The following is a 16,867-nucleotide window of genomic DNA, read 5'->3' on the forward strand; positions in this document are numbered from 1 at the left end:
TTTATAGGATCACCATGCCGGCTTCTTTCGTTCATCTACGCCTGCACACCGAATATTCTCTGGTTGACGGTCTGGTCCGGGTCAAACCGTTGATCAAGGCGCTGACCGGCATGAACATGCCCGCCGTGGCGGTGACCGACCAGAACAACATGTGTTCGCTGGTCAAGTTCTACAAGGCCGCCCAAGGCTCCGGCATCAAGCCGATCTGTGGCGTCGACCTATGGCTGGCAGGCAGGGACGAAGATGCCGCGCTCAGCCGCATCAGCCTGCTGGCCATGAATGCCCAGGGCTACCGCAACCTGACCGAGCTGATTTCCCGAGGCTTTATCGAAGGCCAGCGCAACGGTCAGATCGTCATTCAGCGCCAGTGGGTCGCGCAGGCCAGCGAAGGCGTGATTGCGCTTTCCGCGGCCAAGGAAGGCGAGATCGGCATGGCCTTGCTCGGCGGCAATCCGGGGGAGGCCGACGAACTGTTGCGCGAGTGGCTGGAAGTCTTTCCTGACCGCTTCTACATCGAAGTGCAGCGTACCAACCGCGCCAATGACGAAGAACACCTGCACGCTGCGGTGGCCCTGGCCGAGCGTCACGGCGCGCCGTTGGTGGCGACCAATGATGTGCGCTTCATCAAACAGGCCGATTTCGAAGCCCACGAAACCCGCGTATGCATCGGTGAAGGCCGTGCGCTGGACGACCCGCGTCGCTCGCACAATTACAGCGATCAGCAATACCTGAAAAGCCCGGAAGAAATGGCCGAGCTGTTCAGCGACCTGCCGGAAGCGCTGGAAAACACCGTCGAGATTGCCAAGCGCTGCAACATCGACGTCAAGCTGGGCACGCACTTCCTGCCCAACTTCCCGATTCCCGATGGCATGACCATCGATGAGTATTTCCGCAAGGTCTCCTTCGATGGCCTGGAGGAGCGTCTTGCAGTCCTGTTGCCCAAGGACACGACCGAAGATTACGAAGCCAGGCGTCAGGTGTATGTCGACCGGCTGAATTTCGAACTGGATATCATTATCCAGATGGGCTTCCCCGGTTACTTTCTGATCGTGATGGACTTCATCCAGTGGGCCAAGAGCAACGGCGTACCGGTGGGGCCGGGTCGTGGTTCGGGGGCCGGCTCGCTGGTTGCCTATGTGCAGAAGATCACCGACCTCGACCCGCTGGAATACGACCTGCTGTTCGAACGCTTCCTGAACCCGGAACGGGTGTCCATGCCCGACTTCGACGTCGACTTCTGCATGGATGGTCGTGACCGGGTGATCGAGTATGTGGCCGAGAAGTACGGTCGCAACGCGGTCAGCCAGATCATCACCTTCGGTTCCATGGCCGCCAAGGCGGTGGTGCGTGACGTGGCGCGGGTGCAGGGCAAGTCTTACGGGCTGGCGGATCGTCTGTCGAAGATGATCCCGTTCGAAGTCGGCATGACCCTCGAAAAAGCCTACGAGCAGGAAGAGATTCTTCGCGATTTCCTCAAGGTGGATGAGGAAGCTGCGGAAATCTGGGAGATGGCGCTCAAGCTCGAAGGCATCGTGCGTAACGTCGGTAAGCACGCCGGTGGTGTGGTAATTGCCCCGACCAAGCTGACCGACTTCTCGCCGATCTATTGCGACGAGGCCGGTGACGGTCTGGTGACCCAGTTCGACAAGGACGATGTCGAGGCTGCGGGGCTGGTGAAGTTCGACTTCCTCGGTCTGCGTACCCTGACCATCATCGACTGGGCACTCAAGACCATCAACCGCGACCGCGCCAAGGTCAACGAAGAACCGCTGGACATCGCGTTCATCCCGCTCGACGACATGCCGACCTATCAGTTGCTGCAGCGCGCCGAGACCACGGCGGTGTTCCAGCTCGAGTCGCGCGGCATGAAAGAGCTGATCAAAAAGCTCAAGCCCGACTGTCTGGAAGACTTGATCGCACTGGTGGCGTTGTTCCGCCCCGGCCCGCTGCAATCGGGCATGGTGGACGACTTCATCAACCGTAAGCACGGTCGCGCCGAGCTGTCCTATCCGCACGTCGATTACCAGTACGAAGGCCTCAAGCCGGTACTCGCACCGACCTACGGCATTATCCTGTATCAGGAACAGGTGATGCAGATCGCTCAGGTCATGGCCGGTTACACCCTTGGCGGTGCGGACATGCTGCGTCGCGCAATGGGCAAGAAAAAGCCCGAGGAAATGGCCAAGCAGCGCGGTGGTTTCATCGATGGCTGCAAGACCAATAACATCGACCCGGACCTGGCCGGTAACATCTTCGACCTGGTGGAAAAATTCGCCGGTTACGGTTTCAACAAGTCCCACTCCGCGGCCTACGGGCTGGTGTCGTACCAGACTGCCTGGTTGAAGACTCACTACCCGGCGCCGTTCATGGCGGCGGTGTTGTCGGCGGATATGCACAACACCGACAAGGTCGTGACCTTGATCGAAGAAGTGCGCACGATGAAGCTGCGCCTCGACGCGCCGGACGTGAACACCTCGGAGTTCAAGTTCACGGTGAGTGACGATGGCCGCATTCTTTATGGCCTTGGCGCGATCAAGGGCGTAGGCGAGGGGCCGGTCGAGGCGATTACCGATGCGCGCCAGAACGGGCCGTTCAAGGACTTGTTCGACTTCTGCGCCCGCGTCGACCTCAAGCGCGTCAACAAGCGAACGCTGGATGGCCTGATTCGCAGCGGTGCGCTGGATCGTCTCGGGCCGTACTTCGAACTCGAGCCCAAGGCTTATCAGGCCAACATCGATCGTAACCGTTCGGTGTTGCTTGCGGCGCTGGAAGAGGCCATTCAGGCTGCCGAGCAGACAGCGCGCAGTCGCGACAGTGGTCACTCGGACCTGTTCGGCGGCCTGTTCGTCGAAGCGGACGCCGATGTTTATGCGAATCATCGCAAGACCCGTGAGCTGAGCCTCAAGGATCGTCTGCGTGGTGAAAAGGAAACCCTGGGGCTGTACCTGACCGGGCACCCGATCGATGAATATGAAGGCGAGATCCGCCGTTTCGCTCGGCAACGGATCATTGATCTCAAGCCCGCAAGAGACACCCAGACGGTCGCAGGCCTGATCATTGCCCTGCGCGTCATGAAGAACAAGAAGGGCGACAAGATGGGGTTCATTACCCTGGACGATCGCTCGGCGCGCATCGAGGCGTCGCTGTTTGCCGAAGCGTTTCATTCGGCTCAGTCACTGTTGCAGACCGATGCTATGGTGGTGGTCGAGGGCGAAGTCAGTAATGATGACTTCTCCGGTGGGCTGCGCCTGCGGGCCAAGCGTGTCATGAGTATCGAGGATGCCCGCACCAATCTGGCCGAGAGCCTGCGTGTGACGGTGCGTGCCGAAGCGCTCAAGGGCGACCGGCTGCGCTGGCTGGGCGATCTGTGCAAGCGCCATCGCGGTGCCTGTCCGATCACGGTGGACTACACGGGGCAGGACGCCCGCGCATTGCTGCAATTGGGAGAAGCATGGCGGATTGATCCTGCGGACAGCTTGATTCAAGCTCTGCGTGACCAGTTCGGACGTGAGAACGTCTTTCTCCAGTATCGTTGAACGTCGCAGGCTCGACTTGCGCTCAACCCTGAATTTCAATTTCGACCTGAACGCGCCGGTTCCGAACAGGAACGGCGCAGACGGATCAACCGGCCGGCCTCTTGGCCGTCGACCCAAGACGGATGCCTATGAACCCGAATTTTCTTGATTTCGAACAGCCTATCGCTGACTTGCAGGCCAAAATCGAAGAACTGCGCTTGGTGGGTAATGACAACTCGCTGAACATCGGCGACGAGATCTCCCGGCTGCAAGACAAGAGCAAGACGCTCACCGAAAGCATCTTCGGCAACCTGACCAGCTGGCAGATCGCGCGCATGGCGCGCCATCCGCGTCGTCCCTACACGCTGGACTACATCGAAAACATCTTTACCGAGTTCGATGAGCTGCACGGTGATCGGCATTTCTCCGATGATGCGGCGATCGTCGGCGGTATTGCCCGTCTCGACAACCAGCCAGTCATGGTTATCGGTCATCAGAAAGGCCGGGAAGTGCGCGAGAAGGTTCGTCGCAACTTCGGCATGCCGCGCCCCGAAGGCTATCGCAAGGCCTGCCGCCTGATGGAAATGGCCGAGCGCTTCAAGATGCCGATCCTGACCTTTATCGATACGCCGGGCGCCTATCCTGGTATCGACGCGGAAGAGCGCAACCAGAGCGAGGCAATTGCCTGGAACCTGCGTGTGATGGCCCGTCTCAAGACCCCGATCATCGCTACTGTTATCGGTGAAGGCGGTTCCGGTGGTGCGCTGGCGATTGGCGTATGCGACCAGTTGAACATGCTGCAGTATTCGACCTACGCGGTAATCTCTCCGGAAGGCTGCGCGTCGATTCTGTGGAAAACCGCCGAGAAGGCACCGGATGCTGCCGAAGCCATGGGCATCACCGCTGACCGCCTGAAAGGCCTGGGTATCGTCGACAAGGTCATCGCCGAACCACTGGGTGGCGCGCATCGTGATCCGGTCGCCGCCGCTGCCTTGATTCGCGAAGAGTTGAGCAGTCAGCTGGCGATGCTCAAGGAGTTCGATAACGATGAGCTGCTGGCCCGCCGTTATGACCGCTTGATGAGCTACGGTCTGTAAGCTGCGTCGCCCGATTGCTTCCACGTCTTGCGGGCTTGTGCCCGGAAGGCGTGGGAGCGAACCTGTTCGCGAAAGGACTGGCTTGAGCACTGAAGCGTTTAGTGTGCGAACCCGCCAGACCGGTGAAAAACACCCATGACCACTCCATCACGCGCCGGTCATGATCTTTCTGTCAGGCTTCTTCAAGTTCTGGCCCCCTGGCGCAATGCGCCTGTCTGGCATGTCGGTTTCTCCGGCGGCCTCGACTCAACCGTGCTTTTGCATCTTCTGGCTGAACTCGCCGACCGCGAAACCCTGCCTGCGCTCAACGCAATCCATGTGCACCACGGTCTGCAGACCGCTGCCGATGCCTGGCCAGAGCATTGTCAGCAGGTCTGCAAGGCGCTCGGCGTGGCATTCGAGTCTGTTCGCGTTCAGGTCGAGCCCGCTGCAAGTCTCGAGCAGGCTGCCCGTCAGGCGCGTTACAGCGTCTTCACTGAGCGGCTTGGTGAGGGCGAGGTGCTGCTGACGGGGCAGCATCGCGATGATCAGGCCGAGACCCTGCTGTTCCGTCTGCTGCGCGGCGCAGGCGTGCGTGGTCTGGCTGCCATGCCCGATCAGCGAGTGCTGGGCCGTGGGCATCTGCTGAGGCCGCTGCTGGATGTGTCGCGTATGCAGCTGGAAGATTACGCGCATCGACATGGACTGAGCTGGATCGAAGATCCCAGCAATGACGATCAGCAGTTTTCGCGCAATTTTCTGCGCAATCAGGTACTGCCGTTGCTGACCTCCAGATGGCCGCAGGCAGCCGCCAGTCTGGCACGTACCGCACACCACCTCGGCGAAGCGCAGCAATTGCTCGATGAGCTTGCGCTGCAGGATATTGCCAATGCTCAGGCGGCTACGTCGTTCGGCTGGGTTGGCCTGCCGGTGTTGAGTCTCGGGCCGATTGCCGCTTTGTCCGCAGCCCGGCAGCGCAATGCAGTGCGTCATTGGCTTGCGCCACTGACGCGTCTGCCGGACACCGATCACTGGGCTGGCTGGGAGGCGTTGCGCGATGCGGCGCAGGACGCGGGTCCGCTGTGGCGGCTCGCCGATGGAACGTTGCACAGGGCGCAGGGCTGCATCTGGTGGGTGCCGGCTGCCTGGGAGCCGCTCTGTCATCAGGCAATGGACTGGACGGACCCTGGTGTGGCGCTGGACTTGCCCGGCAATGGCCGCGTGGTTCTGGAAGGCGACGCGCCGTCGGGGTGTCTGCAAGTCCGCTATCGGCAGGGCGGTGAAGTGTTACGCCTGGACGGGCGTGGCAGCCGTGATCTCAAGCGCCTGCTCAACGAGCAGTCAGTACCGGCGTTTCTGCGCGGCAGATTGCCGCTGCTCTACCTCGATAACGTGCTGCTGGCCGTCGCCAACCTGCCTGGACTGGACGGTTCGCCCAATGAAAACTGGCGTTTGCGCTGGGTTGCGCCGACCGGCGACCAAAGTTTGAGCTGAAAGGCCCTTTCAGGTAGACTACGCTCCCTTCTTGATACAGCTTCTGTCGGTTCTTTTGAAACGACATGAGTTGCCGGTTACCAACCAGTATTTACTGGGTAATTCTTAAAATGTAGCGCACACCACACTGGCTTCGGCCGGTCGGTTTCAACGCAGCAGTTTCGGGAGTGCACCGTGAATTTTGTCGGTAATCGGGGGCTTCGGCCTTCCTTCGCTATCCCCGGCGGCTCTGACCGCTTTAACGCAGACTTCTAGGGTTTTTCATGACGCGCTACATCTTCGTCACGGGCGGTGTTGTTTCTTCATTGGGGAAAGGCATTGCCTCGGCTTCATTGGCGGCCATCCTGGAGGCGCGGGGACTCAAGGTCACCATGCTCAAACTGGATCCCTACATCAACGTGGACCCAGGCACCATGAGCCCGTTCCAGCACGGTGAGGTGTTCGTCACTCACGACGGCGCCGAGACCGACCTGGACCTTGGTCACTACGAGCGGTTCATCCGCACCACCATGACCCAGAACAACAACTTCACCACCGGCCGTGTGTACGAGCACGTCCTGCGCAAAGAGCGCCGTGGTGATTACCTGGGCGCGACCATTCAGGTCATCCCGCACATCACCGATGAAATCAAGCGCCGTATCATCAAGGGTGCAGGCGATGCCGATGTGGCGCTGGTCGAGATCGGCGGTACCGTAGGCGACATCGAGTCCCAACCGTTCCTTGAAGCCATCCGCCAGTTGCGTTTCGAAGTCGGCGCACGCCGCGCAATGCTGATGCACCTGACGCTGGTGCCGTACATCGCTACTGCCGGCGAGACCAAGACCAAGCCGACCCAGCATTCGGTGAAGGAACTGCGCTCCATCGGCCTGCAGCCTGATGTGCTGGTCTGCCGCTCCGATCACCCGATCGACGTTTCCTCGCGTCGCAAGATCGCTCAGTTCACCAACGTCGAAGAGCGTGCGGTCATCGCCCTCGAAGACGCGGACACCATCTACAAGATCCCGGGCATTCTGCATTCGCAAGGCCTGGACGATTTTGTGGTCGAGCGCTTCGGTCTGCAATGTGGTGGTGCCGACCTGTCCGAATGGGACAAGGTTGTCGACGCCAAGCTCAACCCGGAACACGAAGTGACTATCGCGATGGTCGGCAAGTACATGGAGCTGCTCGACGCCTACAAGTCGTTGATCGAAGCCATGAGCCACGCCGGTATCACCAATCGCACCAAGGTCAACCTGCGCTACATCGACTCTGAAGACATTGAAAACCAGGGCACCGGCCTGCTGGAAGGCGTGGACGCGATCCTGGTTCCGGGTGGCTTCGGTCTGCGCGGCGTCGAAGGCAAGATCACTGCCGTTCAGTTCGCCCGTGAGAACAAGGTTCCGTACCTCGGCATCTGCCTGGGCATGCAGGTCGCGGTCATCGAGTTCGCGCGCAACGTGCTGGGCTGGAAAGACGCCAACTCCACCGAGTTCGACCGTACCAGCGCACACGCTGTAGTGGGTCTGATCACCGAATGGGAAGACGCCACCGGTGCAGTCGAAACCCGTACCGAAAGCTCCGATCTGGGCGGCACCATGCGTCTGGGCGCACAAGAGTGCCAGCTTGAAGCCGGTTCGCTGGTCCACGATTGCTACACCAAGGACGTGATCGTCGAACGTCATCGTCATCGCTATGAAGTGAACAACAATCTGTTGCCGCAACTGATCGAGGCGGGCCTGAAGATCTCCGGCCGCTCGGGCGATGGCGCACTGGTTGAAGTGGTCGAAGCACCGGATCATCCATGGTTCGTCGCTTGCCAGTTCCACCCGGAATTCACCTCAACGCCCCGTGACGGTCATCCGCTGTTCAGCGGCTTCGTCAAGGCGGCATTGGCTCAACATCAGAAAAATTCCTGACAGGGACTGCAGACATGGCTCAGAAAATCATCCGCGTAGGTTCGATCGAGATCGCCAACGACAAGCCAATGGTGCTGTTCGGCGGCATGAACGTACTCGAATCCCGGGATATGGCCATGCAGGTCTGTGAAGAATACGTAAAGGTCACCGAAAAGCTCGGTATCCCTTACGTGTTCAAGGCCAGCTTCGACAAGGCCAACCGCTCTTCGGTGAACTCCTACCGTGGGCCGGGCCTTGAAGAAGGCATGCGTATTTTCGAAGAGATCAAGCGCACCTTCAACGTGCCGCTGATCACCGATGTTCACGAGCCTCATCAGGCCGCCGTGGTGGCCGAAGTCTGCGACATCATTCAACTGCCGGCTTTCCTGTCGCGGCAGACCGATCTGGTCGTCGCGATGGCGAAAACCGGTGCAGTCATCAACATCAAGAAAGCCCAGTTCCTTGCACCCCAGGAAATGAAACACATCCTGACCAAGTGCGAAGAGGCGGGGAACGATCAGTTGATTCTCTGTGAGCGGGGCTCCAGCTTCGGTTACAACAATCTGGTCGTGGACATGCTTGGCTTTGGCATCATGAAGCAGTTCGAGTACCCGATACTGTTCGACGTGACCCATGCCCTGCAGATGCCGGGCGGTCGTTCCGATTCTGCGGGCGGGCGCCGCGCCCAGGTGCTGGATCTTGCCAAGGCCGGTATCAGTCAGAATCTGGCCGGTCTGTTCCTTGAAGCCCATCCGGATCCTGACAACGCCAAATGCGACGGGCCATGTGCCCTGCGTCTGGACAAGCTCGAGCCGTTTCTGGCCCAACTCAAGTCCCTGGATGAACTTGTAAAGAGTTTTCCGATCGTAGAGACCGCTTGAACAGGGTTCTCCGGTAAAGTGCCGTTCCCCGTCATTCGTGACGGGGTTGTCGCATTCAGACCTGCCTTTTCCTGCGTCTGATTGCGAGCATTGTTTTCCCAGCTGCGTCGTTTTCGTCAATCTTGGAGTGTTTACAACAATGGCAAAAATCGTCGACATCAAAGGTCGTGAAGTTCTCGACTCCCGTGGCAATCCCACCGTGGAAGCAGATGTGCTCCTCGATAACGGCATCATCGGCAGCGCCTGCGCGCCGTCCGGTGCTTCAACCGGCTCGCGCGAAGCGCTGGAGCTGCGTGATGGCGACAAGAGCCGTTACATGGGCAAGGGCGTTCTGAAAGCTGTGGCCAACATCAATGGCCCTATCCGTGACCTGCTTCTGGGCAAGGATCCGGTCGACCAGAAGGCGCTGGATCACGCGATGATCGAGCTGGACGGCACCGAAAACAAGGCAAGCCTGGGCGCAAACGCCATCCTCGCGGTCTCCCTGGCAGCTGCCAAGGCGGCGGCACAGGATCAGGACCTGCCGCTGTACGCGCACATCGCCAACCTCAATGGCACACCGGGCGTGTACTCCATGCCGGTGCCGATGATGAACATCATCAACGGTGGCGAGCATGCCGATAACAACATCGACATCCAGGAATTCATGATCCAGCCTGTCGGCGCCAAGTCCTTCGCTGAAGGCCTGCGCTGGGGCACCGAGATTTTCCATCACCTCAAGGCGGTCCTCAAGGCGCGTGGCCTGAACACCGCAGTGGGTGACGAAGGTGGCTTCGCGCCTAACCTGGCATCCAACAAGGAAGCGCTCGACGCTATCGCCGAGGCTGTTTCCAATGCGGGTTATACGCTGGGCACCGACGTGACCCTGGCGCTGGACTGCGCAGCGAGCGAGTTCTACAAGAACGGCAAGTACAAACTGAGCGAAGAGGGCGAATACAGCTCTGCCGAGTTCGCCGAATACCTTGCCGAGCTGACTCGCAAGCACCCGATCATTTCCATCGAAGACGGTCTGGACGAGTCCGACTGGGATGGCTGGAAAATCCTCACCGACAAGATCGGCGAGAAAACCCAGCTGGTAGGTGACGACCTGTTCGTGACCAACACCAAGATCCTCAAGGAAGGCATCGACAAGAAGATCGCCAACTCGATCCTGATCAAGTTCAACCAGATCGGTACGCTGACCGAAACCCTGGAAGCCATTCAGATGGCCAAGGCTGCCGGTTACACGGCGATCATCTCTCACCGTTCCGGCGAGACCGAAGATTCGACCATTGCCGACCTGGCTGTGGGCACCTCTGCCGGTCAGATCAAAACCGGTTCGCTGTGCCGCTCCGACCGCGTGTCCAAGTACAACCAATTGCTGCGCATCGAGGAGCAATTGGGCTCCAAGGCTGTGTATCGTGGTCGTGCCGAGTTTCGCGGCTGAGCCATAGATGGTAAAAAGACGCAGAGTGCTGCACGGATTCGAGTCCCCTGACTTGCCCGTGCAGCTCCGATGCTGACGCTCCGCGGTAATCTGGAGTGATTGAGCCTGGCTTATGTCAGGCTCAATGCCCTCAGTCGTTTGTTGTTCACGTTGGCTCTGCTGTCTTTTTTACTGGGTACCTGATATTTCAATGCGCAGTCCTAACTGGTTGTTCCTCGTCCTGCTCCTGTTGCTGGCTGGCTTGCAGTACCGCCTTTGGGTCGGTAACGGAAGCCTTGCGCAAGTGGCCAGCCTGACTCAGCAGATTGCCGACCAGCATGCTGAAAATCAGGTGCTGCTGGAGCGCAACCGCGTGCTTGATGCCGAGGTCATGGAATTGAAAAAAGGTCTGGAAACCGTCGAAGAGCGTGCCCGACATGAATTGGGCATGGTCAAGGACGGCGAAACCCTTTACCAGCTCGCGCAATAATCAAGTTGGTGCGATGAAAGACTTTCTTCCTGCCTTCTGGGCAGTGATACCTGCAGCGGGCATTGGTGCTCGCATGGCAGCCGACCGTCCCAAGCAGTACCTGCCACTGGGCGGCCTGACAATTCTGGAACACAGCCTGCTTTGCTTTCTCGATCATCCTCGGCTCAAGGGGTTGGTGATCAGTCTGGCTGTGGACGACCCTTACTGGGCTGCATTGCCCTGCGCGCATGACACTCGCATTCAGCGCGTGGACGGCGGCAGCGAGCGCTCAGGCTCGGTACTCAATGCGTTGCTGCACCTGCATGCGCAGGGCGCCAGTGACAATGACTGGGTGCTGGTTCATGACGCTGCGCGTCCGAACCTGGCGCGCAGCGATCTGGACAATCTGCTTGGCGAACTGGCCGATGACCCTGTCGGCGGCCTGCTGGCCGTGCCGGCCCGCGACACGCTCAAACGTGCCGACAGCAGCGGTCGCGTGCTGGAAACAGTGGATCGCAGCCTGATCTGGCAAGCCTTCACGCCGCAGATGTTTCGTCTTGGTGCCCTGCATCGAGCCCTGGCGGACAGCCTGGTCTCTAACGTCAGCATCACCGATGAGGCATCGGCCATCGAGTGGGCGGGGCAGTCGCCACGCCTGATCGAGGGACGTTCCGACAACATCAAGGTCACGCGTCCCGAAGACCTGGAGTGGCTGCGCCAGCGCCGCAGCAAGTTCGGGCGCCAGGTTTCCGCTACTGGCGATACTCATCCCTCATCGCCAACCCCTCCTTAAGATAATCCACCAGCTTGCGCACCTTGGGTGACAGGTGCCTTTGCTGCGGATAGAGCGCCCATACTGCAGTGTTGGGCGGTTGATGCGCCTCCAGCAATGAAACCAGCGTGCCGTCGTTGAGATGTTTCTGCACGTAGTAATCCGGCAACTGACACAAACCGACTCCGTGCAGTGCGGCATCCAGCACGGCCTGGCCGCTGTTACAGCGCCAGTTGCCTTGTACACGCTGGGAAAACTCACGCCCGTTCTGCTGAAGCTGCCAGGTATCGCTGCCTCCGATCAGGCAATTATGGCGATTCAGTTCCGAAAGGCTGTGCGGTCTGCCGTAACGCTCGATGTAGGACGGCGAAGCGCACAGGTACATCTGACGTGGCGCGAGGCGGGTCGCGACCAGACGCGAGTCCTGTAACCGGCCAAGACGAATCGCAAGGTCCATGCCTTCATGAACCAAGTCCAGCGTGTCGTTGCTCAGCTCGATATCGACCCGCAGGTGCGGGTAAACGTCCATGAAACGCGTGACCAGCGGCGTGATGAAGCGCTCGCCATAGGCCACCGCGCAGGTCATGCGCAACAATCCCTTCGGTTCGCTGGCCAGATCGCCCACGGCGCGCAGAGCTTCTTCGCGGCCGTCCTGCAGGCGCTGGCAGTGGTGCAGAAAGGTTTGCCCGGCTTCCGTCAGCGCGACCTTGCGTGTGCTGCGGTAGAGCAGACGGGTCTGCAGGCGCTCTTCAAGACGAACGATTTGACGGCTCACATGCGACGAGGAGACCCCGAGCCGCTGAGCCGCCGCCGTGAACTGCCCGCATTCTGCAACGGCAACGAACTCATCCAGACCTTCCCAGCGATTGGTGTACATCGATTATCCCTGTACAGCATTAATGTTTTGCTTTTAGCCGCATTACTCGTCAATTGGCACTGTACTACACTGCAATCCTTGTTTTTACCCGTCGGAGAAGATTGATGATCAAGTCGCGCGCTGCTGTCGCTTTTGAAGCCAAAAAGCCATTGGAGATCGTTGAAGTCGATGTCGCCATGCCCAAGGCGGGAGAAGTGCTGCTCAGAGTAGTAGCCTCCGGCGTCTGCCACACCGATGCCTACACCCTGTCCGGGGCTGACCCTGAAGGGATTTTCCCATCGATCCTCGGCCACGAAGGCGGTGCGATTGTCGAAGCGGTGGGTGAGGGCGTGACCTCGGTGATGGTCGGCGACCACGTGATTCCGCTGTACACCCCGGAATGCCGTCAGTGCAAGTTCTGCCGCTCGGGCAAGACCAACCTGTGTCAGGCGATTCGTGCCACTCAGGGTAAAGGCCTGATGCCGGATGGCACCACGCGCTTTTCCTATAAGGGCGAGCCGATTTTCCACTACATGGGCACATCGACCTTCTCCGAGTACACCGTACTGCCGGAAATCTCGGTGGCCAAAATCGACAAGCAGGCACCGCTGGAAAAGGTCTGCCTGCTGGGTTGCGGTGTCACCACCGGTATCGGTGCGGTGCTCAACACCGCCAAGGTCAAGCCTGGCGATACCGTGGCCATCTTCGGCCTGGGCGGTATTGGCCTCTCGGCATTGATCGGTGCGGTCAAAGCCAAGGCAGCTCGAATCATTGCCATCGACATCAACCCGGCCAAGTTCGAAATCGCCAAACAGCTGGGCGCGACTGATTGCGTCAATCCGAAGGATTTCGACCGTCCGATCCAGGAAGTCATTGTCGACATGACCGATGGCGGCGTCGACTTCTCGTTTGAGTGCATCGGTAATGTGCAACTGATGCGTGCAGCGCTGGAATCCTGCCACAAGGGCTGGGGCGAGTCGGTCATCATCGGCGTGGCCGGTGCCGGTCAGGAAATCGCTACCCGTCCGTTCCAGCTGGTGACCGGGCGCGTCTGGCGCGGTTCGGCATTTGGTGGCGTGCGTGGTCGTACCGAATTGCCAAGCTACGTGGACATGGCGCAGACCGGTGAAATCCCGCTGGATACGTTCATCACCCACACCATGGGCCTGGAAGACATCAACAAGGCATTCGACCTGATGCATGAAGGCAAAAGCATCCGCACGGTCATTCATTTTTAAGGAGCAGCGGCAGGCGCTCGGCTTCAAGCAGCAAGCAGGATGCTCTGGTCCATGCCTGCAGCCTGAGGCTTGACGCCTGCAACTGGAGGAAACCCTATGCCTTTGGAAAATATTTCCTGCCAAAAGAGTTTCGGCGGCTGGCACAAGCGCTACAAGCATCATTCTCAAGTGCTCGGTTGCGACATGGTGTTTGCCGTCTACCTGCCGCCACAGGCGGAGCAGGGCGGCAAGCTGCCGGTGTTGTACTGGCTGTCCGGCCTGACCTGCACGGATGAGAACTTCATGCAGAAAGCAGCGGCCCATCGACTGGCGGCCGAGCTGGGCATCATCATCGTGGCGCCTGATACCAGTCCGCGCGGTGCCGACGTGGCAGATGACCCTGACGGCGCCTGGGACTTCGGTCAGGGCGCGGGCTTCTACCTTAACGCTACCGAGCAGCCTTACGCGCGGCATTACCAAATGCATGATTACGTGGTCAAGGAACTGCCGGCGTTGATCGAGGGGCATTTCCCGGCGTCGCAGGTGCGCAGTATCAGCGGCCACTCGATGGGCGGTCACGGCGCGCTGGTCTGCGCATTGCGCAATCCTGGCCGCTATCGCTCGGTGTCGGCGTTTTCGCCGATCAGTAATCCGATCGATTGCCCCTGGGGGCAAAAGGCATTCTCCCGTTATCTGGGCGAAGACCGTTCTCGCTGGCGCGAGTGGGATGCCAGCGTGCTGATTGCGCAGGCGTCCGAAAAGCTGCCGACCCTGGTCGATCAGGGCGATCGTGATGATTTTCTGGTCAACCAGCTCAAACCCGAGGTGCTGGTTCAGGCGGCCAAGGCTGCGGATTACCCGCTGACCCTGCGCATGCAGCCAGGTTACGACCACAGCTATTTCTTCATCGCCAGCTTCATCGAAGACCATCTCAGGCATCACGCTGCAGCCTTGAACAGCTAACGCGCGCCAAAGCAGGTAGAATCACGCCCTGACTTTTTTCAGGGCGTTTTTTTATGCGTATTGGCCATGGCTATGATGTGCACCGTTTCGCTGAAGGCGACTTCATTACCTTGGGCGGCGTGCGGATTGCACACGGGTTCGGCCTGCTGGCCCATTCCGATGGCGATGTCCTGCTGCATGCCTTGAGCGACGCGCTTCTGGGCGCCGCAGCGCTGGGCGATATCGGCAAGCACTTTCCTGACACCGACCCGCAGTTCAAGGGCGCCGACAGCCGCGTGCTGCTGCGTCATGTCCTCACGCTGATCCATGGCAAAGGCTGGAAGGTCGGTAATGTCGACGCGACCATCGTCGCTCAGGCACCGAAAATGGCACCGCACATCGATGCCATGCGTGCATTGATCGCCGAAGACCTTCAGGTTGAGCTGGATCAGGTCAACGTCAAGGCCACAACGACCGAAAAGCTTGGCTTTACCGGGCGTGAAGAAGGCATCGCGGTGCATGCCGTTGCGTTGTTGCTGCGCGCATGAATGAACTTGAACTGCTGGGCCCGCGAGCTTACGGCGATGCACTGGGGCGTGCAGTGCTCAAGGCGACTGCCGAAGACTTTCAGGTCGATGAAGTGCTGGACATTCCGCTTTCCGGGGATGGCGAGCACTTGTGGCTATGGGTCGAGAAACGCGGCCTGAACACGGAAGAGGCGGCGCGCCGGCTGGCCCGGGCTGCGGGCGTTCAGTTGCGCACAGTCAGCTACGCCGGTCTCAAGGATCGCCAGGCATTGACCCGACAGTGGTTCAGTATTCAACTGCCGGGCAAGGCCGATCCTGATCTGTCTGCTGCGCAGGACGACACGCTGAAGATTCTCAAAAGCGGTCGTCACAAACGCAAGCTGCAGCGTGGCGCCCATGCGGCCAATGGCTTCACCCTGCGTCTGACTCAGCTGGATGCAGACCAGGGCGCGTTGAATCAGCGCCTTGAAACCATTGCCCGGCAGGGCATCCCCAATTATTTCGGCACGCAGCGTTTTGGCTATCAGGGCGGAAATCTTGGCGAGGCACGCGATTACGCCGCCCGCAAGGCGCTGCCTGAGCAGCGCGCCGTGCGTTCGCGACTGTTGTCCACGGCGCGCAGTTACCTGTTCAACCGGGTGTTGGCCGCCCGGGTTGCCGATGGCAGCTGGCAGAAGGCTCAGGTCGGGGATTTGCTTGCGTTCACCGACAGTCGCAGTTTTTTCCCGGCCGGATTGGATGAATGCAGCGATCCTCGTCTGGCGATCCTCGATCTGCACCCCACCGGTCCTCAGTGGGGTGAAGGCCCTTCGCCAGCTGGCGGTGCGACGGCAGCGCTGGAAAATACCGTTGCCGATGACGAATCCGTGTTGCGTGACTGGCTGGTCAGAGCGGGCATGGAGCACGAACGTCGCATCCTGCGACTGCCCATTGGGCGGCTGACGTGGCATTATCCCGAGTCTGACATTCTGCAACTGGAATTCGTCCTTCCGCCCGGATGCTTTGCGACCGTCTTGGTACGCGAACTCATCGATCTGGTGCCGGTTGGGCAGACGGACAGCTCATGCGTATTCTGATATCAAATGATGACGGGGTGAATGCGCCCGGTCTTGTCGCGCTCCATGCGGCGTTGGCGAACTACGCCGACTGCGTGGTGATTGCGCCTGATCAGGACAAAAGTGGTGCCAGCAGTTCTCTGACACTCGACCGGCCCTTGCATCCGCACACCCTGGAAAACGGCTTCATCAGTGTCAACGGTACGCCCACCGATTGTGTGCATCTGGGCATTCACGGGCTACTGGAGCGGCAACCGGACATGGTGGTTTCAGGCATTAACCTGGGGGCCAATCTGGGCGACGATGTACTGTATTCCGGAACGGTCGCCGCAGCGCTTGAAGGGCGTTTTCTGCAGCGCCCGTCGTTTGCCTTTTCGTTTCTGTCACGTCAGCCGGATAATCTGGCGACGGCGGCGCATTACGCGCGCTTGCTGGTCGAGGCCCATGAGCAACTCGACCTGCCACCCCGCACGGTATTGAACGTGAATATTCCCAACCTGCCGCTCGAGCACATCCGCGGCATTCAACTGACCCGATTGGGGCATCGTGCCCGCGCTGCGGCGCCGATCAAGGTCGTCGACCCGCGTGGCCGCGCTGGCTACTGGATCGCTGCTGCCGGTGATGTCGAGGACGGCGGCGCCGGGACCGACTTTCATGCGGTCGTACAAGGCTATGTATCGATCACGCCGTTGCAGCTGGATAGAACCTATCAGGACGGATTCAGCAGCCTGAACACCTGGCTGGAGGGACTTCGTTGATGTCACGCGAGCAGGATGATTTATTG

Annotated in this window: 14 protein-coding genes; 13 read left to right on the forward strand and 1 reads right to left on the reverse strand. The window is 59.8% G+C overall.

Going from position 1 to position 16,867, the window contains the following annotated elements:
* Positions 1 to 14 precede the first annotated feature (14 nt).
* The 8 genes from dnaE to ispD all read left to right on the forward strand — a co-directional run bounded on the left by dnaE (position 15) and on the right by ispD (position 11,507).
* A complete protein-coding gene (gene dnaE / locus ACW55A_RS02630) occupies positions 15 to 3,536 on the forward strand; it encodes a DNA polymerase III subunit alpha (RefSeq protein ID WP_003433366.1) in 3,522 nt (1,173 codons plus the stop codon).
* A 128-nt stretch (positions 3,537 to 3,664) separates the two neighbouring features.
* Complete coding sequence (accA, locus tag ACW55A_RS02635; RefSeq protein WP_003364825.1) at positions 3,665 to 4,612, forward strand: acetyl-CoA carboxylase carboxyl transferase subunit alpha; 948 nt, start codon at positions 3,665 to 3,667, stop codon at positions 4,610 to 4,612.
* Between the two features lie 135 nt (positions 4,613 to 4,747).
* The gene (tilS, locus tag ACW55A_RS02640) at positions 4,748 to 6,085 is read left to right on the forward strand and encodes a tRNA lysidine(34) synthetase TilS (protein WP_455808858.1); all 1,338 of its coding nucleotides are present in this window, start codon (positions 4,748 to 4,750) and stop codon (positions 6,083 to 6,085) included.
* A 263-nt stretch (positions 6,086 to 6,348) separates the two neighbouring features.
* A complete protein-coding gene (gene pyrG, locus ACW55A_RS02645; RefSeq protein ID WP_003364819.1) occupies positions 6,349 to 7,980 on the forward strand; it encodes a CTP synthase in 1,632 nt (543 codons plus the stop codon).
* Positions 7,981 to 7,994: 14 nt separating this feature from the next.
* The gene (gene kdsA / locus ACW55A_RS02650) at positions 7,995 to 8,840 is read left to right on the forward strand and encodes a 3-deoxy-8-phosphooctulonate synthase (protein WP_003314314.1); all 846 of its coding nucleotides are present in this window, start codon (positions 7,995 to 7,997) and stop codon (positions 8,838 to 8,840) included.
* A gap of 139 nt (positions 8,841 to 8,979) precedes the next feature.
* Positions 8,980 to 10,266 carry a phosphopyruvate hydratase gene (gene eno, locus ACW55A_RS02655; protein ID WP_003364816.1) on the forward strand — a complete coding sequence of 429 codons (1,287 nt, stop codon included), beginning with the start codon at positions 8,980 to 8,982 and terminating at the stop codon, positions 10,264 to 10,266.
* Between the two features lie 190 nt (positions 10,267 to 10,456).
* On the forward strand, positions 10,457 to 10,735 hold the full coding sequence (ftsB, locus tag ACW55A_RS02660; protein WP_003314315.1) for a cell division protein FtsB: 279 nt from the start codon (positions 10,457 to 10,459) through the stop codon (positions 10,733 to 10,735).
* A 13-nt stretch (positions 10,736 to 10,748) separates the two neighbouring features.
* Positions 10,749 to 11,507, forward strand: a complete 759-nt coding sequence (ispD, locus tag ACW55A_RS02665; RefSeq protein WP_003433358.1) for a 2-C-methyl-D-erythritol 4-phosphate cytidylyltransferase — start codon at positions 10,749 to 10,751, stop codon at positions 11,505 to 11,507.
* Here ispD and ACW55A_RS02670 read toward each other — a convergent pair.
* Positions 11,467 to 12,363 (reverse strand): LysR family transcriptional regulator, encoded by an 897-nt coding sequence (locus ACW55A_RS02670; protein WP_003433355.1) that lies wholly within the window; start codon positions 12,361 to 12,363, stop codon positions 11,467 to 11,469. The genes ispD and ACW55A_RS02670 overlap by 41 nt on opposite strands.
* Positions 12,364 to 12,467: 104 nt before the next feature.
* On the opposite strand from ACW55A_RS02670, the gene ACW55A_RS02675 reads away from it, so the two are divergent.
* From ACW55A_RS02675 to surE, 5 genes are all read left to right on the forward strand, one after another.
* Positions 12,468 to 13,580 (forward strand): S-(hydroxymethyl)glutathione dehydrogenase/class III alcohol dehydrogenase, encoded by a 1,113-nt coding sequence (locus tag ACW55A_RS02675; RefSeq protein ID WP_003391047.1) that lies wholly within the window; start codon positions 12,468 to 12,470, stop codon positions 13,578 to 13,580.
* Between the two features lie 96 nt (positions 13,581 to 13,676).
* Positions 13,677 to 14,522, forward strand: a complete 846-nt coding sequence (gene fghA / locus ACW55A_RS02680; RefSeq protein ID WP_003364809.1) for an S-formylglutathione hydrolase — start codon at positions 13,677 to 13,679, stop codon at positions 14,520 to 14,522.
* Between the two features lie 53 nt (positions 14,523 to 14,575).
* Entirely contained in the window at positions 14,576 to 15,049 is a 474-nt protein-coding gene (gene ispF, locus ACW55A_RS02685) for a 2-C-methyl-D-erythritol 2,4-cyclodiphosphate synthase (protein ID WP_003364807.1), read from the forward strand.
* A complete protein-coding gene (truD, locus tag ACW55A_RS02690) occupies positions 15,046 to 16,104 on the forward strand; it encodes a tRNA pseudouridine(13) synthase TruD (RefSeq protein ID WP_003433352.1) in 1,059 nt (352 codons plus the stop codon). The genes ispF and truD overlap by 4 nt, the downstream gene beginning before the upstream one ends.
* Positions 16,092 to 16,841, forward strand: coding sequence for a 5'/3'-nucleotidase SurE (surE, locus tag ACW55A_RS02695; protein WP_003364800.1), 750 nt, complete (start codon positions 16,092 to 16,094; stop codon positions 16,839 to 16,841). Before truD ends, surE begins: the two co-directional genes overlap by 13 nt.
* The last annotated feature ends 26 nt before the right edge of the window (positions 16,842 to 16,867 follow it).

This window comes from Plantibacter cousiniae (nom. nud.), from assembly GCF_977070315.1.

What these genes read in the sequence shown, in the direction of transcription:
- dnaE (WP_003433366.1), top strand. Translation starts at nt 15, where the DNA reads ATGCCGGCTTCTTTCGTTCATCTACGCCTGCACACCGAATATTCTCTG.
- accA (WP_003364825.1), top strand. Translation starts at nt 3,665, where the DNA reads ATGAACCCGAATTTTCTTGATTTCGAACAGCCTATCGCTGACTTGCAG.
- tilS (WP_455808858.1), top strand. Translation starts at nt 4,748, where the DNA reads ATGACCACTCCATCACGCGCCGGTCATGATCTTTCTGTCAGGCTTCTT.
- pyrG (WP_003364819.1), top strand. Translation starts at nt 6,349, where the DNA reads ATGACGCGCTACATCTTCGTCACGGGCGGTGTTGTTTCTTCATTGGGG.
- kdsA (WP_003314314.1), top strand. Translation starts at nt 7,995, where the DNA reads ATGGCTCAGAAAATCATCCGCGTAGGTTCGATCGAGATCGCCAACGAC.
- eno (WP_003364816.1), top strand. Translation starts at nt 8,980, where the DNA reads ATGGCAAAAATCGTCGACATCAAAGGTCGTGAAGTTCTCGACTCCCGT.
- ftsB (WP_003314315.1), top strand. Translation starts at nt 10,457, where the DNA reads ATGCGCAGTCCTAACTGGTTGTTCCTCGTCCTGCTCCTGTTGCTGGCT.
- ispD (WP_003433358.1), top strand. Translation starts at nt 10,749, where the DNA reads ATGAAAGACTTTCTTCCTGCCTTCTGGGCAGTGATACCTGCAGCGGGC.
- ACW55A_RS02670 (WP_003433355.1), bottom strand. Translation starts at nt 12,363, where the DNA reads ATGTACACCAATCGCTGGGAAGGTCTGGATGAGTTCGTTGCCGTTGCA.
- ACW55A_RS02675 (WP_003391047.1), top strand. Translation starts at nt 12,468, where the DNA reads ATGATCAAGTCGCGCGCTGCTGTCGCTTTTGAAGCCAAAAAGCCATTG.
- fghA (WP_003364809.1), top strand. Translation starts at nt 13,677, where the DNA reads ATGCCTTTGGAAAATATTTCCTGCCAAAAGAGTTTCGGCGGCTGGCAC.
- ispF (WP_003364807.1), top strand. Translation starts at nt 14,576, where the DNA reads ATGCGTATTGGCCATGGCTATGATGTGCACCGTTTCGCTGAAGGCGAC.
- truD (WP_003433352.1), top strand. Translation starts at nt 15,046, where the DNA reads ATGAATGAACTTGAACTGCTGGGCCCGCGAGCTTACGGCGATGCACTG.
- surE (WP_003364800.1), top strand. Translation starts at nt 16,092, where the DNA reads ATGCGTATTCTGATATCAAATGATGACGGGGTGAATGCGCCCGGTCTT.